25 protein-coding genes and 1 pseudogene are annotated in these 19,327 nt (G+C 59.3%); 23 read left to right on the forward strand and 3 right to left on the reverse strand.

Features of this window, described 5'->3' with window-relative positions; genetic code table 11:
* Nucleotides 1-24: 24 nt before the first annotated feature.
* The 3 genes from NW834_RS01720 to NW834_RS01730 form a co-directional block, all read right to left on the reverse strand.
* Nucleotides 25-552 carry a hypothetical protein gene (locus NW834_RS01720; protein WP_414380883.1) on the reverse strand — a complete coding sequence of 176 codons (528 nt, stop codon included), beginning with the start codon at nucleotides 550-552 and terminating at the stop codon, nucleotides 25-27.
* A gap of 184 nt (nucleotides 553-736) precedes the next feature.
* Nucleotides 737-3,115 (reverse strand): tetratricopeptide repeat protein, encoded by a 2,379-nt coding sequence (locus tag NW834_RS01725; protein WP_414419797.1) that lies wholly within the window; start codon nucleotides 3,113-3,115, stop codon nucleotides 737-739.
* A 369-nt stretch (nucleotides 3,116-3,484) separates the two neighbouring features.
* Nucleotides 3,485-5,497, reverse strand: a complete 2,013-nt coding sequence (locus NW834_RS01730) for a hypothetical protein (RefSeq protein ID WP_414419798.1) — start codon at nucleotides 5,495-5,497, stop codon at nucleotides 3,485-3,487.
* Nucleotides 5,498-5,967: 470 nt separating this feature from the next.
* Here NW834_RS01730 and rplC point away from each other — a divergent pair, with 470 nt between their 5' ends.
* From rplC to NW834_RS01845, 23 genes and pseudogenes are all read left to right on the forward strand, one after another.
* Complete coding sequence (gene rplC, locus NW834_RS01735) at nucleotides 5,968-6,612, forward strand: 50S ribosomal protein L3 (protein WP_414349597.1); 645 nt, start codon at nucleotides 5,968-5,970, stop codon at nucleotides 6,610-6,612.
* A gap of 50 nt (nucleotides 6,613-6,662) precedes the next feature.
* Nucleotides 6,663-7,289: pseudogene (rplD, locus tag NW834_RS01740) on the forward strand (50S ribosomal protein L4); the annotation flags it as partial.
* Nucleotides 7,290-7,605: 316 nt separating this feature from the next.
* The gene (locus NW834_RS01745; RefSeq protein ID WP_414330452.1) at nucleotides 7,606-7,905 is read left to right on the forward strand and encodes a 50S ribosomal protein L23; all 300 of its coding nucleotides are present in this window, start codon (nucleotides 7,606-7,608) and stop codon (nucleotides 7,903-7,905) included.
* 49 nt (nucleotides 7,906-7,954) lie between these two features.
* Entirely contained in the window at nucleotides 7,955-8,839 is an 885-nt protein-coding gene (gene rplB, locus NW834_RS01750; RefSeq protein WP_414349595.1) for a 50S ribosomal protein L2, read from the forward strand.
* 66 nt (nucleotides 8,840-8,905) lie between these two features.
* Nucleotides 8,906-9,187, forward strand: a complete 282-nt coding sequence (gene rpsS / locus NW834_RS01755) for a 30S ribosomal protein S19 (RefSeq protein WP_414331934.1) — start codon at nucleotides 8,906-8,908, stop codon at nucleotides 9,185-9,187.
* 44 nt (nucleotides 9,188-9,231) lie between these two features.
* Nucleotides 9,232-9,606: a 50S ribosomal protein L22 gene (gene rplV, locus NW834_RS01760; RefSeq protein WP_011434157.1), complete on the forward strand. Its 375-nt coding sequence runs from the start codon at nucleotides 9,232-9,234 to the stop codon at nucleotides 9,604-9,606.
* A 42-nt stretch (nucleotides 9,607-9,648) separates the two neighbouring features.
* A complete protein-coding gene (rpsC, locus tag NW834_RS01765) occupies nucleotides 9,649-10,419 on the forward strand; it encodes a 30S ribosomal protein S3 (protein WP_011434158.1) in 771 nt (256 codons plus the stop codon).
* Nucleotides 10,420-10,474: 55 nt separating this feature from the next.
* Nucleotides 10,475-10,942: a 50S ribosomal protein L16 gene (gene rplP / locus NW834_RS01770; protein WP_011434159.1), complete on the forward strand. Its 468-nt coding sequence runs from the start codon at nucleotides 10,475-10,477 to the stop codon at nucleotides 10,940-10,942.
* A gap of 13 nt (nucleotides 10,943-10,955) precedes the next feature.
* On the forward strand, nucleotides 10,956-11,177 hold the full coding sequence (gene rpmC / locus NW834_RS01775; protein WP_011434160.1) for a 50S ribosomal protein L29: 222 nt from the start codon (nucleotides 10,956-10,958) through the stop codon (nucleotides 11,175-11,177).
* Nucleotides 11,177-11,428, forward strand: a complete 252-nt coding sequence (gene rpsQ / locus NW834_RS01780; RefSeq protein WP_011434161.1) for a 30S ribosomal protein S17 — start codon at nucleotides 11,177-11,179, stop codon at nucleotides 11,426-11,428. The genes rpmC and rpsQ overlap by 1 nt, the downstream gene beginning before the upstream one ends.
* Nucleotides 11,425-11,793 carry a 50S ribosomal protein L14 gene (rplN, locus tag NW834_RS01785; protein ID WP_011434162.1) on the forward strand — a complete coding sequence of 123 codons (369 nt, stop codon included), beginning with the start codon at nucleotides 11,425-11,427 and terminating at the stop codon, nucleotides 11,791-11,793. Before rpsQ ends, rplN begins: the two co-directional genes overlap by 4 nt.
* Complete coding sequence (rplX, locus tag NW834_RS01790; RefSeq protein WP_414419799.1) at nucleotides 11,793-12,191, forward strand: 50S ribosomal protein L24; 399 nt, start codon at nucleotides 11,793-11,795, stop codon at nucleotides 12,189-12,191. Before rplN ends, rplX begins: the two co-directional genes overlap by 1 nt.
* Before the next feature lie 66 nt (nucleotides 12,192-12,257).
* Nucleotides 12,258-12,800, forward strand: coding sequence for a 50S ribosomal protein L5 (gene rplE / locus NW834_RS01795; RefSeq protein WP_414328930.1), 543 nt, complete (start codon nucleotides 12,258-12,260; stop codon nucleotides 12,798-12,800).
* 59 nt (nucleotides 12,801-12,859) lie between these two features.
* On the forward strand, nucleotides 12,860-13,270 hold the full coding sequence (rpsH, locus tag NW834_RS01800) for a 30S ribosomal protein S8 (RefSeq protein WP_011434165.1): 411 nt from the start codon (nucleotides 12,860-12,862) through the stop codon (nucleotides 13,268-13,270).
* Between the two features lie 33 nt (nucleotides 13,271-13,303).
* Nucleotides 13,304-13,849: a 50S ribosomal protein L6 gene (rplF, locus tag NW834_RS01805; RefSeq protein WP_011434166.1), complete on the forward strand. Its 546-nt coding sequence runs from the start codon at nucleotides 13,304-13,306 to the stop codon at nucleotides 13,847-13,849.
* Nucleotides 13,850-13,880: 31 nt separating this feature from the next.
* Entirely contained in the window at nucleotides 13,881-14,249 is a 369-nt protein-coding gene (gene rplR / locus NW834_RS01810) for a 50S ribosomal protein L18 (RefSeq protein ID WP_011434167.1), read from the forward strand.
* 18 nt (nucleotides 14,250-14,267) lie between these two features.
* The gene (rpsE, locus tag NW834_RS01815) at nucleotides 14,268-14,804 is read left to right on the forward strand and encodes a 30S ribosomal protein S5 (RefSeq protein ID WP_414344276.1); all 537 of its coding nucleotides are present in this window, start codon (nucleotides 14,268-14,270) and stop codon (nucleotides 14,802-14,804) included.
* 37 nt (nucleotides 14,805-14,841) lie between these two features.
* On the forward strand, nucleotides 14,842-15,294 hold the full coding sequence (gene rplO, locus NW834_RS01820; RefSeq protein WP_414419800.1) for a 50S ribosomal protein L15: 453 nt from the start codon (nucleotides 14,842-14,844) through the stop codon (nucleotides 15,292-15,294).
* Between the two features lie 152 nt (nucleotides 15,295-15,446).
* On the forward strand, nucleotides 15,447-16,745 hold the full coding sequence (gene secY / locus NW834_RS01825) for a preprotein translocase subunit SecY (protein WP_414419801.1): 1,299 nt from the start codon (nucleotides 15,447-15,449) through the stop codon (nucleotides 16,743-16,745).
* Nucleotides 16,745-17,326, forward strand: a complete 582-nt coding sequence (locus NW834_RS01830; RefSeq protein WP_011434171.1) for an adenylate kinase — start codon at nucleotides 16,745-16,747, stop codon at nucleotides 17,324-17,326. The genes secY and NW834_RS01830 overlap by 1 nt, the downstream gene beginning before the upstream one ends.
* 38 nt (nucleotides 17,327-17,364) lie before the next feature.
* The gene (gene map / locus NW834_RS01835; RefSeq protein ID WP_414344308.1) at nucleotides 17,365-18,138 is read left to right on the forward strand and encodes a type I methionyl aminopeptidase; all 774 of its coding nucleotides are present in this window, start codon (nucleotides 17,365-17,367) and stop codon (nucleotides 18,136-18,138) included.
* A gap of 130 nt (nucleotides 18,139-18,268) precedes the next feature.
* Nucleotides 18,269-18,493, forward strand: a complete 225-nt coding sequence (infA, locus tag NW834_RS01840) for a translation initiation factor IF-1 (RefSeq protein ID WP_011434173.1) — start codon at nucleotides 18,269-18,271, stop codon at nucleotides 18,491-18,493.
* Between the two features lie 23 nt (nucleotides 18,494-18,516).
* Nucleotides 18,517-19,161 (forward strand): alpha/beta fold hydrolase, encoded by a 645-nt coding sequence (locus NW834_RS01845; protein ID WP_414419802.1) that lies wholly within the window; start codon nucleotides 18,517-18,519, stop codon nucleotides 19,159-19,161.
* The last annotated feature ends 166 nt before the right edge of the window (nucleotides 19,162-19,327 follow it).

Consider the following 19,327-nt stretch of genomic DNA (forward strand, 5'->3'; position numbering starts at 1 on the left):
TGAGGAAAGAGAGTGGCAAGCCCATCAAGACTGTCCCTGAGGGGGCTCGGCAGGAGTTGGAGGGTCAACGACCGTCTGCTGGAGCTCTAGGATCCCTGAGGACTCTGCCCCACCAGCACGGGCGAGTTGGGGAGGAGGGGACTGGGCAAGCAGGCGGCGCAGCTTGGGGGGAAGCTCCTGCAACTGCTCCAACAACAAGTTTAGAGATATGGCCGGTTCTCGGGAAAACAGGGATCCCGCGGGGGGTACCGGCGGCAGAGGAGAACAGGCAAAGGCAGCCGCAGCCAAAGAGCGGATCCGCTCCTGCTGCTCTTGCCAAAGGAACTGGCCGATTTCTGGGGGAAAGGTAAGATGAGGAGAGCCGCGACGCTGCCAAAGGCGGAGAAGCTGCTCCACAGAGGCGGCCTTGTACCGCCCCTGGTAGAGGGCTTCTAGCAAGGCTGCCGGGATCCAAAGATCCGGGAACAACTGGCTCCAGCGCTCCACCCAAACCTGGCTGGGTTGACCTTCCAGCTCAAACCCATAGTGCTCCAGAAAGGTGGCAGGATCCATCAGCCCATGGCAGCCCAAGGAAACTCAACCCAAGCTAGTCCAGATCCGCCGAGACAAAGGGGAGATAAAGCCTTTCTCCCTGGATCTCGCAAGACAGCTCTCGTCCAAGAATACCCCTATTTGCCTTTCATGAAGGCTCTGTGAAGAGGCTATAAAGCTGCAAAGCTGCGGTACGCTTAAAGACTCAGTGGCTGACGGGCCCCAGCTCAAGCGCTGCCTCCAGAGCGCGCTCGCTATCAGGAAACTGCGTCAGCAGCCGTCCTAGGAAGGCGACATCTCCCGTCAGGCCGTACAGGGCCATGAGCACATCCCCAGCATAGCGGCTCTGGGGGAAGCGGTTCAGCAGCTCATTGCCGGCGTAGATCGCCTGGCGGGCATAGCCATCCTGCAGGGCTTTGGCTTCCAGAAAGTAGCTGTAGCTGAGGCTGCCAGGATCCACGTAGTCCGGCAGTGACGTGTCGAACAAGCTGGTATCTTCTGTCACTCCTGGGGGGAAGCCCGGCAGCGGATAGATGGCTGCCGTTTCCTCGGGAGGGTAGGTGGTGTACTGGCGGTAGAGGATCAGCACCTGCCGGTACAGGCTTTCTTCCTGAAGATGGGCAGGGGCGGTGGGATCCGCCAGCACAGAGCCGAGTAACTCTGCTGCTACAGCATGGTGATTGGCCCGCTGATAGTCCGATAGAGAACTGGAGGAAGCTGGTTGCGGCGGCGCGCTTCCATCAGCATCCCCACTCAGGCCACCGGCACGGGTTTGGTTAAACAGCCACAGGTACCCATTGCGCCAACCGTCGGCAGCGGCCCAGTGGGCGGCCAGTTGATAGCGTTGTTGGGGAGTGGATTGGGCTTGCCAACGGCTCAATTGGCGCCAGCGTTCTCGTTGGGCCTGGATTTTCGGTTGCAGAGGGGTGCGGCTGGCGGGCACGGGATCCCAGTCGTCCAGCCAGTAGCCGCCATCCAGCAAGGGGTAGCGATCCAACACAGCATCCAAAGCCAGATTTTCCGTCAGCTGCAGGGCTAGGTCGTAGCGGTGTTCGCGGGCGAAGCGAACCGCCAGAGCATAGCGGACGGCGGCGGCCAGAGGATGCTCGCCGTGGCGGTCGAGAAAAGCTTGCAACTCGCTGGGGGTTGCACCGCTGTCTAAGAGCAAAAGCAGGCGGCGGCGCAAGACGTAGCGCATGTCTCCATCGCCGAAGGGATCCGCCAGCCAATTGGCCAAAAGGACCAGTGCTTCTTCCCTTTTGCCCTGCCACTCCAAGGTGCGTGTCAGCCAGAAGAGGGCATCGTCGGCACCGGGATGATCCGGGTAGACGGTCAGCCAAGTCCGCCAAAGGGTCTCTTCCTCTGCTGGGGGGAAAGGCCGCGGGATCGGTTCGCCGGTCTCGGGGTTGTAGAGGGAATGGCCAAAATAGCTGCCCCCCCGAATGCGGGCGTATTCCCGGCAAGCTTGCGTAAAGCGGGAATTGGGAAAAGCTTCTGCCAACTGCAGCAAAACCAGGTGGTCGTCGATGCCGTGAAGAGAGGCAAAGTCCTCGTTGAGAGCCTTCTGCAGCAGCGGCTCCCCGCTGGGATCCCCTTTTAAGTAGAGAAGAGCCGCCGCCAAAAACCGCTGCGGGTCAGCATCATCGCCCACCACGCTGCGCAGCAACACCTGAGCGGCAGGGGGGAGAGTTTCTGGATCCGCTATCTGCAGCAGAAAAAAGTGTCGGGATGGGGGCGGTAAATCTTCGTACAAAGGGCGCACCGTTTGCACCGTCGGCTGTTCTAGGATCAACACTTGGCCGGCACGCCCATAAACATCAGTGTATGGAGAAACATTCCCCGCAACCCGCTGCCGCACCGCCTGCACCTGCGACAGCGCCCAAGAGGGGATCCTTTCCTCCTCGTAGGGCAAGGCGCTCAAGAGTTTCTTTGCCCGCTGCGGAGAGCTGCTTTCCAAGGCGGGGAGCAGCGCTCTGTAGACCTGATCTCGCAAGGGAAATTCTTCTTGGGTCAGCAAGCTGTTGAGCCAGTTGAGATTAAAACTCCACTCGGGGCTATCGGCTTGGATCCCGGCCAAGGCCAGCTCGGTGAGGCGCTGCACCGACTCTGGCCGATCCAGCCCAAACAGCTCGTATTGAGGCGCAATCTCCTGCCCGCTTGAGTAGTCATAGCCCCCGAACAAAGCTGCTGGGGCGAAAAACTGAGCCGAATTTTGCCGCAGCCGATCCTCCAACCACCAACGGCTGTAGGGCAGGCCATGGCTTTGCAAGGTGTAGAAGGCGTAGCTGCGGCGGCTCGGGTCGGCGGATCCCCCCCAGCGGGCCAACACCGGATAGGTAAGAGGAAACCAGCGATCACTTTGGCCGGGATCGAACGCTGGCGAGCCTCCATAGCCAAACTCAGAAAAGACGGTGTACCGATAGAAGATCAGATCCCGGTGCATCTGCAGCCGTAGCCGCTGCAGTAAGGCATAGCCCCCCGCTCCTAACCCCGCCAAGAAGCCGGCAGTGAGAGCCACCATTGCTACGGGACGAAGGGGAAAGCGGCGGGACGAGGGCGCAGCAGGAGGGGTAGCTGGATTCATAAAACCCAATCCAAATCAAAGCAGGCGCCCCCACTCTACTCGATACTCGACTGTGTTGGAAGACAGAGGGAATGCCCACAGCCGTTTCCAGCCGGCTTGAGACGCCGGCCCTCTGCGCCACCCAAGGTCATCAGTCTTACCCCTGCCTGAGAGGGATCCCGGCCAGCCATTTCTTGGAAAGGCTCTGCTGTATTGCTTTATCGTTGTTTCAAACAAGATTAAGACACTTTGCCGCCGACTCCTACCCCCACAATAAGAGGGGCGGCTGCGCCGCTCTTCTAAAACCCTTGCCTTTGACCATTCCTGCAGTGCATCCCCCGATTTCTTGGAGGCCTGAGTTGCCAGCACCCTTTCAGGATAGGCTCTCCCTTAGCCGGCGGTTGCCATGGCCTTCAACCCCTTCAAAATCAGGTAGTCCAGAATACTGGTGTTCTCCTCGCCGCGATAATTAAAATTGGAGCGCACCAGCCACAGCCCCTTCTGAGTGCGGCAACAGAGGTTCAGCAGCGTGCGGGCCAAAATCTGTTGACGCGCCTGTAAATCCCGCGCCGCATCGAAAACCTCCCCGTCCCATTCCGGCGTCAGCACACGGCTGTTGTAGAGCACATGCCAGAGGGAGCGGGACCAGCTGGGGTTGGTGATATCAAACCAAAATTGGTAATCCGCCTCCAAACCCCGAGTGATGTAGGCCCCCGGAGTTGCAACTACCAAGTAACGGGAATAGTCGGGCTCGAAGCGGCTGCTGCTGGGGGTCTGTCCCGAGCGGATCATGGCCAAAAAGGCGGGATCCCCTTCGGCGGGGAAGGCCTGGCGAAACCGCCGTGCCGCTTCCATCAACACGCGCAGCAGCTCTTGATCCTGAGGGGAAGCAATCGCCGGGGCTAAGTGATCGGCAAAAAACTGCTGGAAGAAAGCGGCCAATGAAGGGCCGGGATGATAGCCGCGCAGCCAATCGAACAGTCGCTGGTAGCGCTCCAGGTTGGCAAACCCTACTCGCTCTGGCTGCCGTACTGCCGTTCGGGGACGCAGAGAACGCCCCACCGGATCCCAGGTATCTTCGGCCAACAGAGCTGCCCGGATGGGATCCAGCCCCAGCACCCAGCTCAACATCAGCCGCCAAGCCGGCAAAGTGGGAAAAGCACCCCACTCGGGATGGGCCAATTCTGCTGCCGTCAGCACCGCCCGCACCAAGGGATAGCGGATCAACGCCGGGAAGGGGGCAATCGACAAAACCGGCACTTCCGACAACTGCTCCTGCAAGCTCAGGCTCACCCCCACATCCATACGGGGCAGCAAAACAGCAATGCGATGGGCCGGGATCCCGGCCCCCAAAAGCCGGCGAATTTGAGCAACCATCACCTCCACTGCCGCAAACTGGGTCTCTTCCTCCAGCGTTTGCACCAGCGGCAGCTCCCCCCCCTTCGGCTCAGGCAGCGGATGAGAAAACTGGGGATCCAGCACCCGCACAATCTGCACCCCTAAGCGGATCATGCCTGCTGAAGCGCGATGGCTCCCCTCCAGAAACCGAACCTGCGTTTTTGCCATCAAGAAGTCGGCCACAGCTTCCGGGATCCCGGTCAAAGAGACCCCGCCGCCGAGGGTGTAGCTGAAAAATTGGCTTTGCAAATGGGCTTGCCCCTGCCGGTAAAACTCCAGCGCCACCCCGCAACTGTCTTCCGCCTGATCTACGATCAGATGATCCCACTCTTGCCAAAACTCCGCCAGCGGCAGGATGTGTTCGCCAAACAGCCGAATTTGCAGACCAAAATCCAAGGATCCCAACCGAAGTGCTGCCTCCCACAGCCGCCCCACACAGCAGCCCATTGCCTGTAAGGCCTCTGCCCGCCGTGGATCCGCCTCTTCCGGCCAAGCCCTGGCCAGCCGGGATCCCACCACTTCTGCCGACAAACCCGAAGCCCCCGCAATGTAAGCAGCACTGCTGATCTGATCCCAGATCTGGAACTCCTTGAGCCCGACGCCGGCAAAGGCTTCCCCATGCCGAGGGCACAAAGCGCAGGCTCGTTCGCAGAGAAATTGAGTGAGATCTTTGGCCAAGGGGATCGGCTCAAACTGAGGAGGCAACTGAGGAAGGCGGGCACACACCTGCGGCCAATGATCGGCCAGAGAGCGCCCAACCCGCTGCAAGAACGTTTCGATCCGCCACGGCCCCACCAAGCCCGAACTGGACTGCTGCAAGCGCCGCAACACCTCATCCGCTTGCCGTTGACTCCGCACCAAAAACAAGACCCGGCCCGGATCGGATCCCGCCTGCAACAATCTCCGATAGTGATCTACACAAGCCTGGGTCAGCCCACTGCCTGCCCAGCCCATTACACTTTGGAAGGGAGATGGCTTCCCTGGCCAATGGCTCTTTTCTTCCACTTGAGCTGCCCTTACCCTCTCCGGCCTCTCCAACCAACCCATTTTCTCAGCAAAAGTCTGGACAAACGGGCCTTCGCTTCATTATGATTGTTTTCCGTTGCCAACTGAGTCCATCCGCTTTGGCGACCCGGCGCGCTGCTACACCAGATACTGCCTCTTTAGCAGGTAAGTCTGAGCAGCTCTCAAAAAAAGCAGTTTGGCGTGCAGCTTTGGGGGTGAACTAAGCAAAAGGCTCAGCGTTGCCGGCGCTGAACTTGGCCTCGGGGGATCCCTACCTTGCTCTTTCGCCTCAGCCGGCAGACTCAGCTTTGTCTTGAGCTTCCTGCTGCCACGCTATTGCTGTATGCCTATCCATCCGGCTAACTGAGCCATTGGCCTACGGCCCGCTTCGCGAACGGCTAGCCGATTGTCGGAGTGAGCCGGCTCTCAGTTGATGAAAACGAGTCGTGCAGGCTCGATTGGAGGTTCTTGTGGCACTTGGCATCCTCGGAAGAAAAGTCGGCATGACCCAGATCTTCTCTCCAGAAGGGCTGGCCATTCCGGTCACTGTCGTGCAGGCGGGGCCTTGCACCGTGACCCAGATCAAAACCCAAGCCACAGATGGCTACAACGCCATTCAGTTGGGCTACTTGCCCACCACTGAAAAGCATCTCACGCGGGCGCAGCGGGGCCACCTCACCAAAGCAGGGGTGACAGAGCTGCTGCGCCACCTGCGAGAGTTTCGCGTTGATCAGCCGGAAGCTTACCAATTGGGGCAGAAAATTACCGTCGAGATGTTTTCCCCCGGCCAGTTGGTGGATGTGGCAGGTACCTCCATCGGGCGAGGGTTTGCCGGCTATCAAAAGCGCCACCACTTCGGTCGTGGCCCCATGTCCCACGGCTCCAAAAACCACCGCCGACCGGGCTCCATTGGCGCCGGTACAACCCCAGGCCGCGTGTTTCCGGGGATGCGCATGGCGGGGCGGCTGGGAGGTGGCCGAGTCACCACCCGCAAATTGCAGTTGGTGCAGGTGGATCCAGAGCGGGATCTGCTGGTGATCAAGGGTTGCGTGCCCGGGGTAGAAGGAGGGCTGCTGGAGATCACCCCTGCCAAGCAGGTGGGCAACAAGCGCTAAGGAGGGATCCCTGGCAAAGGCTGACCCGCATCCGCAAAGACGAGGAAACCATGGCAAGTTGTGTGGTGAAAAATTGGCAAGGGGAAACGGTGGGCAGCGCGGAGCTGAGCCTTAAAGTTGCTCGTCCCGAAACAGCCGCCCACATCCTCTATCTGGCACTGCGCCGGCAGATGACCAATGCTCGTCAGGGCAACGCCCACACCAAGACCCGAGCTGAGGTGCGCGGCGGCGGTCGCAAGCCTTGGAAGCAGAAAGGCACCGGTCGGGCCCGTGCCGGCTCCATCCGCTCCCCACTTTGGCGCAAAGGGGGGGTGATCTTCGGCCCCCGCAAGCGGGAATACAACCTGGCCATGAACCGCAAAGAACGGCAACTGGCCCTGCGCACCGCTCTGCAAAGTCGGGTGGAAGACCTGATCGTCGTGGAGGATTTCCAGGAGCAGCTCAACCCGCCCAAAACCCGTGCTGTGGCCCAGGCTTTGCTGCGCTGGGGGGTGATGGAAGATCAATCGGCTCTGCTCATCGTTGCCGAACGCTCGGAAGCCGTAGAGCGGGCTGTGCGCAACATCGCCCGCGTTAAGCTGATCGGCCTGGATCAGATCAACGTTTTCGATCTGCTCAACGTCGATTGGGTGCTGATCACCGTTTCTGCCCTAGAGCAGCTCAAGGCCCGTTGGGGATCCGACGCTGCGCCGGCAGTTCTGGAGACTCCCTCTGAGGATGCACCTCAGGCCGACATAGCCGAAGATCAGGCCCTGCCCGGAGATGGGCCGGAAGATCAGGCCGTTCCAGAAAGCGAACACGAGGAAGCAGAGCAAACCCCAGCCCAACCTGAGGCCCAGGAAAACCAAGCTGCCCTCCAAGGACGTCCAGCAGATCCGCAGGGGCCAGAAGAGCAAACCGAAGAGCCCCAAGATCCAGCAGAAGAACTGGCTCAAGGAGCAGAGCCGTCAACGGTAGAAGAGGCCGAAGCAGCCCCAGCAGAGGAGGAAAGCGATGACTGAGAGCAAGCGGATCCTGGCCGACGTCCTGTTGCGCCCCGTCATCACCGAAAAGGCAACCGCCTTGATGGAGCAGCGCAAATATGTCTTTGAAGTGCTGCCCACCGCCACCAAGCCGCTCATCCGAGCTGCCGTCGAAGAAATGTTCCGCGTGCGAGTTACTTCCGTCAACACCCTGAAGCTCCCGCGCAAGCAACGGCGGGTGGGCCGCTTTGTGGGCTACCGCACCCGTCCCAAGCGAGCCATCGTGACCTTGGCGGAGGGAGATTCCATCACCCTCTTCCCGGACACCTGAACGCCCCTTTTGAGCTGTTGTTGTCCCGTCCCCCACCCCTACCTGAGCCATGGGCATTCGTACTCTCCGACCCTACACCCCCAGCACCCGTCACATGACGGTCTCTGACTTCGAGGAGCTGTCCCGTGACGAGAACGGCAAGCGGCCCAGACCGGAAAAGTCGCTGCTGCAATTTATTCACCGCAAGAAAGGGCGCAACAACCGTGGCGTCATCACCTGCCGGCACCGCGGTGGTGGCCACAAGCGGCTTTACCGCATCATCGACTTCCGTCGCGACAAGCGGGGGATCCCGGCGACCGTCAAAACTGTGGAGTACGATCCCAACCGTAGCGCCCACATCTGCCTGGTGGAATACGAAGACGGCGAGAAACGCTACATCCTCGCTCCCCGCAACCTACAGGTGGGATCCACCATCATGGCCGGGCCAGAGGCCCCCTTTGAGATCGGCAATGCCATGCCCCTGGAGCGGATCCCCTTGGGAACGGTGGTTCACAATGTGGAGCTGTATCCCGGTCGCGGCGGGCAGATCGTTCGCGCCGCCGGGGCTGGCGCTCAAGTGGTGGCCAGAGAAGGCAAATATGTCTCCCTCAAGCTGCCCTCCGGCGAAGTCCGCATGATCCGCGGCGAGTGCTACGCCACCATCGGCCAACTGGGCAACGTTGACCACAACAACATCAGCCTGGGCAAGGCGGGTCGTAGCCGTTGGTTGGGGCGCCGTCCCAAGGTGCGTGGCTCGGTGATGAACCCTGTGGATCATCCCCATGGCGGCGGGGAAGGGCGAGCCCCCATAGGCCGCAGTACCCCTGTCACCCCTTGGGGCAAGCCCACCCTGGGGTACAAGACCCGCAAACGCAACAAGCCCAGCAGCAAGTTCATCGTGCGCGGTCGTCGTCGCGGGGGCCGTCGAGACAAGGGCGGAAGGGCTGCTCAGTAGCCGCTGGCCATTCGCTCCCCGAAGCTTTTTCGACAGTGAATTGCTTATCAAACGGTTGAGGTTCTTATGGGACGTTCGCTGAAAAAAGGCCCCTTTGTGGATGCCAAGCTGCTTCTCAAGGTGGAGAAGATGAACGAGCGCAACGAGAAGCACATGATCAAGACTTGGTCGCGGGCCAGCACCATCTTGCCGGTCATGATCGGCCACACCATCGCCGTTCACAACGGCAAGCAACATGTGCCCATCTACATCACTGACCAGATGGTGGGTCACAAGCTGGGGGAATTTGTCCCCACCCGTACCTTCCGTGGCCACGCGGGTAGCGACAAAAAAGCCGCCCGCCGTTGAGATAAACAACGAGTAGGACAGTATTGAGCAGGAGGGAGAGCGCCATGGCTGATTCATCCCCTGAGGTTAAAGCGGTAGCCCGCTATATCCGCATGTCCCCCTTTAAAGTGCGGCGGGTGTTGGATCAGATCCGTGGGCGCACCTATGCCGATGCCCTGATTCTTTTGGAGTTCATGCCCTACGCTGCCTGTGAGCCGGTTCGTAAGGTGCTGCGCTCGGCGGTGGCCAACGCAGAGCACAACAACGGCTTGGATCCCCGGGATCTGGTGATCAGCCAGGCCTATGCTGATCAGGGGCCCGTCCTGAAACGGTTTCGCCCCCGCGCCCAAGGGCGGGCCTACCCCATTCGCAAGCGCACCTGTCACATCACCATCGCCGTCCGGCCCATAGAGGAAGCTGAAGCGGCGACGGCCTCTTAACCTCCTGTATTTCTAGCCCTTTACCCTTCAACCGACACCACCATGGGACAGAAGATCCACCCCACCGGTTTCCGCCTCGGCGTGATTAAGGAGCATCGCAGCCGCTGGTTTGCCGATCCAGCCCGCTACCCAGCCTTGTTACAGGAGGACGACCAGATTCGCACCTACCTGACCAAGCAACTGAGCAGTGCTGGTTTGGCCGATATCCAAATCGAGCGCAAAGCGGATCAAATTGACCTGGAGATCCGGGCTGCTCGCCCTGGGGTAGTTGTGGGTCGGGGCGGATCCAGCCTAGAGACTTTGCGCCAAGGTCTACAGAAAGAGCTGTCCGCGCTAGCGGGACAAAGCCCTGGTTCACGAGGTGGTGGCGAGCGAACCATTCGCATCAATGTAGTAGAGGTCACCCGTGCCGATGCCGAGGCGACCTTGTTGGCGGAAAACATTGCCCAACAGTTGGAACGGCGGATTGCCTTTCGCCGCATCGTGCGCCAGGTGATCCAACGGGCCCAGCGGGCAGGCGTACAAGGGATCAAAATCCAAATTGCCGGGCGTCTGAACGGGGCCGAGATTGCCCGCACCGAATGGACGCGGGAGGGGCGGATCCCTTTGCATACTTTGCGGGCCGACATCGACTACGCCGAGCACCTCGCCCACACCACTTTCGGCATCATTGGGGTCAAGGTCTGGGTCTTCAAAGGGGAAGTTCTGCCCGGGCAGGAACGCCACGAACAGAAGTTTCCCCTGCAACAGCCCAAACGTCGGCAGCAGCGGCGGCGGCCCACCTTCGAAGATCGCTCGGCTCAGGAGGCCTGAGGGCCAACACCGGAACGTCCAGGGATCCCTATCGCAGTTGACTTAAGGAACGGCCATGTTAAGCCCCAAACGCACCAAATACCGCAAGCAGCAGCGCGGGCGCATGAAAGGCAAAGCGACCCGTGGCAACCGCATCAACTTTGGGGAATACGGCCTTGTGGCCCTAGAACCCGCCTGGATTACAGCTCGACAGATCGAGGCCAGCCGTCGGGCCATGACCCGCTATGTTCGGCGGGGTGGCCAAATCTGGATTCGCATCTTTCCCGACAAGCCCGTTACTCAGCGAGCCGCGGAAACCCGCATGGGATCCGGCAAAGGCAACCCTGAGTACTGGGTTTGTGTCGTCAAGCCGGGCCGTATCCTCTTCGAAATGGGGGGAGTGGCAGAGCCCATCGCCCGCGAGGCCATGCGCCTTGCCGCCCAGAAGCTGCCCATTAAGGTCAAGTTTGTAACCAAAGCCGACTTTGAAAAGCCAGAGCCCGCCCAGGCAACGGCTTCAGAGGTGGCCACCAGCAGTGTATGAGGAGAGTTCAGCCATGCCCATGCCCAAAATTGCTGATGCCCGTGCTTTATCGGACGAAGAGCTGAGCAACGAAATCTACGCCGTCAAGAAAGAGCTGTTTGAGCTGCGTTTGCAGCAGGCCACGCGGCAGTTGAACCAGCCCCATCTCATCCGGCTGCGCAAACACAAGCTGGCGCAACTACTAACTGTGGAGGGAGAGCGTAAGCGGGGCAAACGCCCAACCAAGGAGGAGTAATGGCTGTTCGGGAGAAGATTGGCATTGTTGTCAGCAACAAGATGCAAAAAACGGTGGTTGTTGCTGTGGAAAATCGAGTTGCTCACCCGAAGTACGGCAAGATCGTCGTCAAGACCAAGAAGTTTAAGGCCCACGACGAGGAAAACCGCTGTCAAGAAGGGGATCTGGTGCGCATCACGGAAACCCGTCCCCTTAGCCGCACCAAGCGTTGGCAAGTTGCCGAAATCCTGAGGGAGGTGAAGAAACTATGATTCAGCAGCAAACTATGCTGACGGTGGCCGACAACACCGGTGCTCGCAAGATGATGTGTATTCGCGTGCTGGGCAGCAGTGGCCGTCGCTACGCCAGCTTGGGCGATGTGATCATTGGTGTCGTCAAGGATGCCCTGCCCAACATGCCCGTCAAAAAATCCGATGTTGTCAAGGCTGTTGTCATCCGCACCGTCGATACGGTACGTCGCCCTGACGGCATGTGCATCCGCTTCGACGACAACGCCGCCGTGATCATCAACAACGACGGCAACCCCCGTGGAACTCGCGTTTTCGGCCCTGTAGCCCGTGAGCTGCGGGAGAAAAACTTCACCAAGATCATCTCCCTTGCCCCGGAGGTACTCTGATGGTTCGCCCCCTCAAACCCAGCCAAATTCGGCGCTTAGTTCGGCGCCCCGGCATTCGCAAGCACCGCAACAGCCTGCGCTACAAAATGTGTATCAAGCAAGGGGATACCGTGCAGGTGATCTCCGGCGATGACAAAGGCAAAATCGGCGAGGTGCTGCGGGTCTTTCCCGAACGCAACATGGTTTTGGTGGAAGGGGTTAACATTGTTACCTACCACCGCAAACCTCAGCGAGAAGGGGAAAGTGGCCGGATTGAGACCAAGGAAGCCCCCATTCCCGTCTGCAAAGTGATGGCCTATTCCAAGAAGCAGGAAGTGGCCAGCCGCATCGGCTATCAAATCACCGCCGATGGTCGCAAGGTTCGCGTCCTTAAGAAAACGGGTGAGATTCTCGACTAAGCTTTTGATCCCTTTCCACCATTGGTTTGGCTCTGACCCAGCCCAGAGCCACAAGGAGAAGCCACCATGCCCCAGCGTCTGCAAATCCACTACAACACCGTCATCGTCCCCAAGCTGCAAAAGGAGTTGGGCTACACCAACATCCACCAGGTGCCCCGCCTGGAGAAGATCGTGATCAACCGCGGCTTGGGGGAAGCTTCCCAAAATGCCAAGGCTCTGGAATCCTCCATTGCCGAGATCAGCGCCATCACCGGTCAGCGTCCGGTGATCACCCGCGCCAAAAAGGCAATTGCCAGCTTCAAGATTCGCAAGGGCATGCCGGTTGGCCTGATGGTAACCCTACGGCGGGAGCGCATGTATGCGTTTTTGGATCGCCTGATCAACATTGCTCTGCCCCGTATCCGTGACTTCCGCGGCGTCAGCCCCAAAGCCTTTGATGGACGAGGCAACTACACCCTGGGCATCCGCGAACAACTGATTTTTCCCGAAATCAACTATGACTCTGTAGATCAGTTGCGAGGTATGGATATTTCAATTGTGACCACTGCTAAAACCGACGAAGAGGGCCGTGCCCTGCTCAAAGCGTTTGGCATGCCCTTTGCCTCCTAGGTTGCCCACCCTGACTTTTCTTGATCTGCATCGATCTTCCGAGGAGCACTGACCCACCGATGGCCCACACCAACGACACGATCGCCGATATGCTCACCCGCATTCGCAATGCCACCATGGCTCGGCACGAGTCGGTGGCAGTTCCGGCCACCCGCATGACCCGCAGCATCGCTCGCGTTCTTCATGAGGAAGGGTTCGTCAGCGAATGGAAGGAGGAGGGAGAAGGGATCCAAGCCCGGGTGGTGTTGCGATTGAAGTACAAGGGCAAAGGCCGCAACTGCAGGCCCATCATCAATGGCTTAAAGCGGGTGAGCCGACCCGGCCTGCGGGTTTACCGCAACCACAAAGAGCTGCCCCGAGTGCTGGGAGGAATTGGGATCGCCATCATCTCCACCTCCAACGGCATCATGACCGACCGGGAGGCTCGTAAGCAGGGCATTGGTGGTGAAGTCCTCTGTCTTGTCTACTAGACCTTAAGTTTTCTCTGGTCAGGAGTTTTTCCCATGTCCCGTATCGGTAGACGCCCCATCGCCCTTCCTGCCAAGGTGGAGATCCAGATCGACGGCCAACACATTGCAGTGAAAGGCCCGAAAGGTCAACTGTCCCGCAGTTTGCCGCCCTTGATCACAGTCCAGCAAAACGCTCAGATGCTCACGGTCAGCCGTCTCAACGATTCTCGTCCTGCCCGCCAACTGCACGGCCTCTGCCGCACTTTGGTCGCCAACATGGTAGACGGAGTGTCCAAGGGATTTGAGCGGCGGCTGGAATTGGTGGGCGTGGGCTACCGGGCTGCCATCCAAGGCAGCAAGTTGGTTTTGAACGTCGGCTACAGTCACCCTGTGGAGATCCCCTTTCCCCCCGGCATCCAAATTGCCGTTGAGGGAAACAACATCATTGTTGTCTCAGGCACAGATAAAGAACTGGTGGGCAATACTGCCGCCCGCATCCGAGCGGTCCGGCCTCCGGAGCCCTACAAGGGGAAAGGGATCCGTTATCTAGGGGAACAAGTTCGCCGCAAGGCGGGTAAATCCGGGAAAGCGAAGAAGTAAATAGCCCATTGCGAAAGCGGGACGGAGTCCTATGAAAACCAGCCGCAAAATCACCACCCAACGTCGTCATCGACGCATTCGCCGCAAGGTCTTTGGCACTGCCGAGCGGCCTCGCCTGGCCGTGTTTCGCTCCCATCGACACATCTACGCCCAGGTGATCGACGATGTAGCCCAGCATACCTTAGCCTCCGCCTCCACCTTGGACAGGGAGCTGCGCGAAAAATTCAAAGAAACCGGGACGGCTACTCAAGAAGCGGCTGCCTTGGTGGGCCGCTCAGTTGCCGAACGAGCCTTACAGATGGGCATTTCCCGCGTGGTTTTCGATCGGGGGGGCAAGCTTTATCACGGGCGCGTTCAAGCCCTGGCAGAAGCTGCCCGAGAAGCAGGGTTACAGTTCTAGCTACTGAGGACACAGCACATGGCTGAGCAGAGGGAACGTCGCAGAAGCAAGAAAAGCCGCGAAGAGCAACCCACCGAGTGGCAAGAGCGGGTCATCCAGATTCGCCGCGTCACCAAGGTGGTCAAGGGCGGCAAGAAGTTGAGCTTCCGCGCTGTGGTGGTGGTCGGCAACGAGCGGGGCCAAGTCGGGGTTGGCGTGGGCAAAGCCAACGATGTGATCGGAGCAGTGCGCAAGGGAGTTGTAGACGGTAAAAAACACCTGATTGAGGTGCCCCTCACCAAAGGTTTGTCCGTACCCCATCCCATGCAGGGGGCAGGCGGCGGTGCCACTGTCTTGGTCATGCCAGCAGCTCCTGGCACAGGAGTCATTGCAGGGGGGGCAGTCCGCACCGTTCTGGAGCTGGCGGGTGTACGCAACAGCTTGGCCAAGCAACTGGGATCCAGCAACCCCCTCAACAATGCCCGTGCCACCATCGATGCGCTGCGGCGGATGCGTACCTTCAAGCAGGTGGCCCAAGACCGAGACATCGATGTGCGCCGCCTACTTGGCAAGTGATGGACAGGTATATCGAGCAAGTGAGCCAGAGGTAGCCATGCGACTGGAAGACATTCGGCCTCAAGCAGGTTCGACGCGGCGGCGGCGGCGCCTAGGTCGTGGCGTCTCTGCTGGACAGGGAGCCTCCTGTGGCAAGGGGATGCGGGGGCAAAAGGCCCGCAAGGGGGGCAGTACACGGCCCGGCTTTGAAGGGGGCCAGACTCCCCTCTACCGGCGTTTACCCAAGCTTAAGCATTTCCCTCGCTACAGGCGGCGTCTGGAATACACCCTGGTTAACCTGCGCGCCTTGGCGGATCTGCCTGCCGGCAGCGAGGTCAGCCTGGAAAGCCTGATGGAACGAGGGATCGTCACCACCAACGATGGCCCGCTGAAGATCTTGGGAGATGGGGAAGTCAGCGTGCCCCTGACGATCAGGGCGGCGGCTGTTACCGCTTCAGCCAAAGCCAAGATCGAGGCAGCTGGAGGTCGGGTGGAAATCTTGGGATCCTAGACCGCCCCTTCCCGTTGCTCTGGCCGGCTTCTGCCGGGTGGCGCTGAGTTGCACTTTTTTGATTTTGCTTTGATTTTGCCGACTGCTCCACCAGCAGCGTAGAGTGGTAGATAGCTAACCTTGCCCTTTGCTCCCGCGAGATTCTCTTCCCTATGGTTGACACACGAGGTTCCGCCCCCTCTGCCCAAGAGACCTTTATGCAGATGGCTATGGCCTCTGGCCTGCGCAGCCGTCTGTTTCTCACCTTGGGCTTGCTGCTGTTGGTCAGACTGGGCATTTACATCCCCATTCCCGGTATCGATCGGGCCCGCTTTGCCGCCGAAGCTGCCAATAGTCCTGTGTTTGGCCTGCTGGATGTCTTCTCCGGCGGGGGGATTTCTGCTTTGGGGATCTTTGCCCTTGGGATCCTGCCCTTCATCAACGCCTCGATCATCATGCAGTTGCTGATCCCGGCCATTCCGGCCTTAGAGAACCTGCAGAAAAACGAGGGAGAACAGGGGCGGCGGCAGATTTCTCAATACACCCGCTATGTCACCTTGGGCTGGGCCATTATCCAGGGCATTGGCATTTCCTTTTGGGTGCGGGAGTTTGCCAGTACCACCAATGAGTTGGCCTTCATGGCCTCCACCACCTTGGCTCTGGCGGCGGGATCCATGTTTGTGATGTGGCTGGGAGAGATGATCACGGAGAAGGGGGTGGGAAGTGGCCCTTCGCTCTTGATCTTCGTCAACATTGTTGCCACTCTGCCCCGTGCCCTTGGACAGACCATCAGCTTGGCCCGTGCCGATAGCAGCACTATCGGTGGCATCTTGCTGTTGCTGGCAATCTTTTTGGCCACCATTGTCGGCATTGTCTTCATCCAAGAAGGCAGCCGCAAGATCCCGATCGTCTATGCCAAGCGCCAGGTGGGCAACAAGCTGTTCCGCGAGCAGAAAAGCTATCTGCCCCTGAGGCTGAACCAGGGGGGGGTGATGCCAATCATCTTTGCCTACTCGGTGATGTCCCTGCCTCTGGCCCTGGCCCAGTACACCCAAAACCTGACTTTGGTGCAAGTGGCCAACTTCCTATCCCCCACCTCCTGGTTCTACATTCCTTTTTATTTCGTGCTGATCCTCTTCTTCAGCTACTTCTACGCCTCTTTGCTCATCAACCCGGTGGATCTGGCTCAAAACTTGAAGAAGATGGGGGCCAGCATTCCAGGGGTACGCCCGGGCAAGGCCACTGCCGAGTATGTCGAAGGGATCCTCAACCGCCTGACGCTGCTGGGGGCTCTGTTCCTGTGCGCGGTGGCCATCATCCCGACGACGGTGGAACGGGCAACCGGCATCACCACTTTCCAAGGTTTGGGGGCGACCTCGCTACTGATTTTGGTGGGGGTGGCGATTGAGACCTCCAAGCAGATCCAGACTTATGTCATCTCACAACGCTACGAAGGGATGGTCAAACAGTAGTGCCGAGGTTGATCTTTCTGGGGCCGCCGGGGGCGGGCAAAGGTACACAGGCGGAGCGGCTGGCGGCCATCTACCACACGCCCAAAATTTCCACAGGCGATCTGTTGCGGGCCGAGGTGAAAGCCCAAACGCCCCTGGGGTGCCAGGCCAAGGTTTACATGGATGCGGGAGAGCTGGTGCCCGACGAGGTGCTGATCGGAATGGTGAAGGGGCAGTTGCAGCAATCTCCAGAGCAGGGCTGGATCCTAGATGGATTTCCTCGCACCTTAGCCCAGGCAGAGGCCTTGGAAGAGCTGCTGCAAGAGCTGGGCCAAGATTATGACTACGTCCTCAACTTGGAGGTGCCGGATGAGGTGGTGGTGGCCCGGCTGCTGGCCCGGGGCAAGGAACAGGGGCGCAGCGATGATGCGGATCGGTCGGTGATTCTCAAGCGTCTGGAGGTCTATCGGCAGCAGACGGCTCCCCTAATTGATTTTTATGAGGCCAAGGGGCGCTTGCAGCGGGTCAACGGCAACCAGCCGATGGAATCCGTACAGGAACATCTGCAGGCTCTTTTGGAAGGCTTCAGGAGGACGGCGTGATCAGAGCAGGAGCTGGAAATCCCTCCCAGCGGCGGGGCATGCAGCTTATTGAGATCAAATCTCGCCGCGAAGTGGAGAAAATGCGGCGGGCCGGTCGGGTGGTGGCCCAAGTATTGCAGGAGATCGCGGAGCGCCTAGAGCCGGGCTGGACTACGGCAGATATCGATACCTATGCTGAGAGACGGGTGGCCCAACTCAATGCTTTGCCCAGTTTCAAGGGCTACTACGGCTTTCCCGCCTGCGTTTGTGTCAGTGTCAACCATGAGGTGGTGCACGGGATCCCCAGTCCCCGCAAAGTGGTGCAGCCGGGAGATGTGGTCAAAGTGGATTTTGGCGCCATCGTCGAGGGCTGGCATGCGGATTCCTGTATCACCATCGGCCTGGAACCCCTGAGCGACGCAGCTCGGGATCTGATCGATACTGCGGCCAAAGCCCTGCAGACGGGCATCGACTGTGTGCGCCACGGCGTTTGGCTTCAGGATGTCTCGGGTGCCATTGAAGATTACATCGAGGGGCGGGGCTATTCTGTGGTGAAGCAGTATGTTGGTCACGGGGTGGGGCGCAACCTGCACGAGGAGCCGCAGTTTCCCAACTATCGCACCCGCGATCTGCCCAATCCCAAGCTGCGCTCCGGCATGACGGTGGCCATTGAGCCGATGGTGAATGCGGGGGGAGAGGCAACCCGAGTGTTGCCAGACCAGTGGACGGTGGTCACGGTGGATGGCTCTTGGTCGGCTCAGTTTGAGCACACGGTCTTGGTTACCGAGTCTGGAGCAGAAATTTTGACCGATCGCACGCCTTTTCAGTCCTAAGGGATCCCCTGATGAAGGACTGCAACGGTTAGGATAGAAGAGATGGAGTATATTTTCATTTCTTAACAGCGCGTGTCGTCGCGGCTGTGGATTGTTCTGTTGTTTGTTATGTCGTTTTTGGGAGGGCTCATTGTCTAAGGAAGATGCCATTGAAATGGAGGGGGTTGTTACGGAATCCCTGCCCAACGCCATGTTCCGAGTGGATCTGGACAACGGCTTCAACGTGCTCGCTCATATCTCCGGCAAAATTCGCCGCAACTACATCAAGATCTTGCCCGGCGACCGGGTTAAGGTGGAGCTGAGCCCCTATGACCTCAACAAAGGGCGCATCACCTACCGCCTTAAGAAAAAGTAAGTTCCCCAGCCGGGCTGCTGAGCATGAAGGAGCTGAGCCAAGTTCTCAAGACCAGCCTCTGGGCTACAGTCGGCGGCTTGGGTGCTCTAGCCGTTTTCAACGCTTGGATCTCTTCCCAAACTCAGCCTCTGCAGAGCCTGCTGCCGGGAGAGGAAAGGCATCACTTCTGGCGCGGCCATCGCCTGTTTTACAAGGTCATGGGATCCGGCCAGCCGTTGTTGCTGGTGCACGGCATTGGGGCAGGCTCCTCCAGCTATGAGTTTCGTGCCATTATGGCGGATCTGGGGCAGCACCATCAAGTCTATGCTCTGGATTTGTTGGGGTGGGGCAACTCAGAACGTCCAGATTTGGAGTACACCGGCAGCCTCTATGCCGAGATGATCGGGGATTTTGTCCAGCAGGTGATCGGGCGACCGTGTCACGTCATTGCCAATTCCCTCTCGGCAGGGTTTGTGCTGCGCTCGGCCCGCCTACAGCCCCACCATTGGCAGAAGCTGCTGCTCATCGCCCCTCTGGGAGACAACAGCCTCATCCCCGATGCCCTCGGGATCCCTTTGGCCCAGATTGCCTATGGATTCCTCAGCCTGCCCGTTTTGGGGTTGGCCTTCTACAACGGCATCACCGCCCCCTGGAGTGTACGCTTGTTTACAGAGCAGAGCTTGTTCTGATACATTTACGCTGAACACTGCTGAACATCACTGTTCAACTATGCAGCGATAGCATTCTGTTTGTTTCCATTCGCGTTAGCGGGACGGAGTCCAACCAGAATGGCGGTATCCCGCAAAGCTTTGAGTAGAATACCCAAAGCGCAGTTTCCGTGTCGTCTTACTACCA

It is taken from the genome of Synechococcus sp. R60.1 (genome assembly GCF_047461835.1).
Taxonomy (GTDB): domain Bacteria; phylum Cyanobacteriota; class Cyanobacteriia; order Thermostichales; family Thermostichaceae; genus Thermostichus.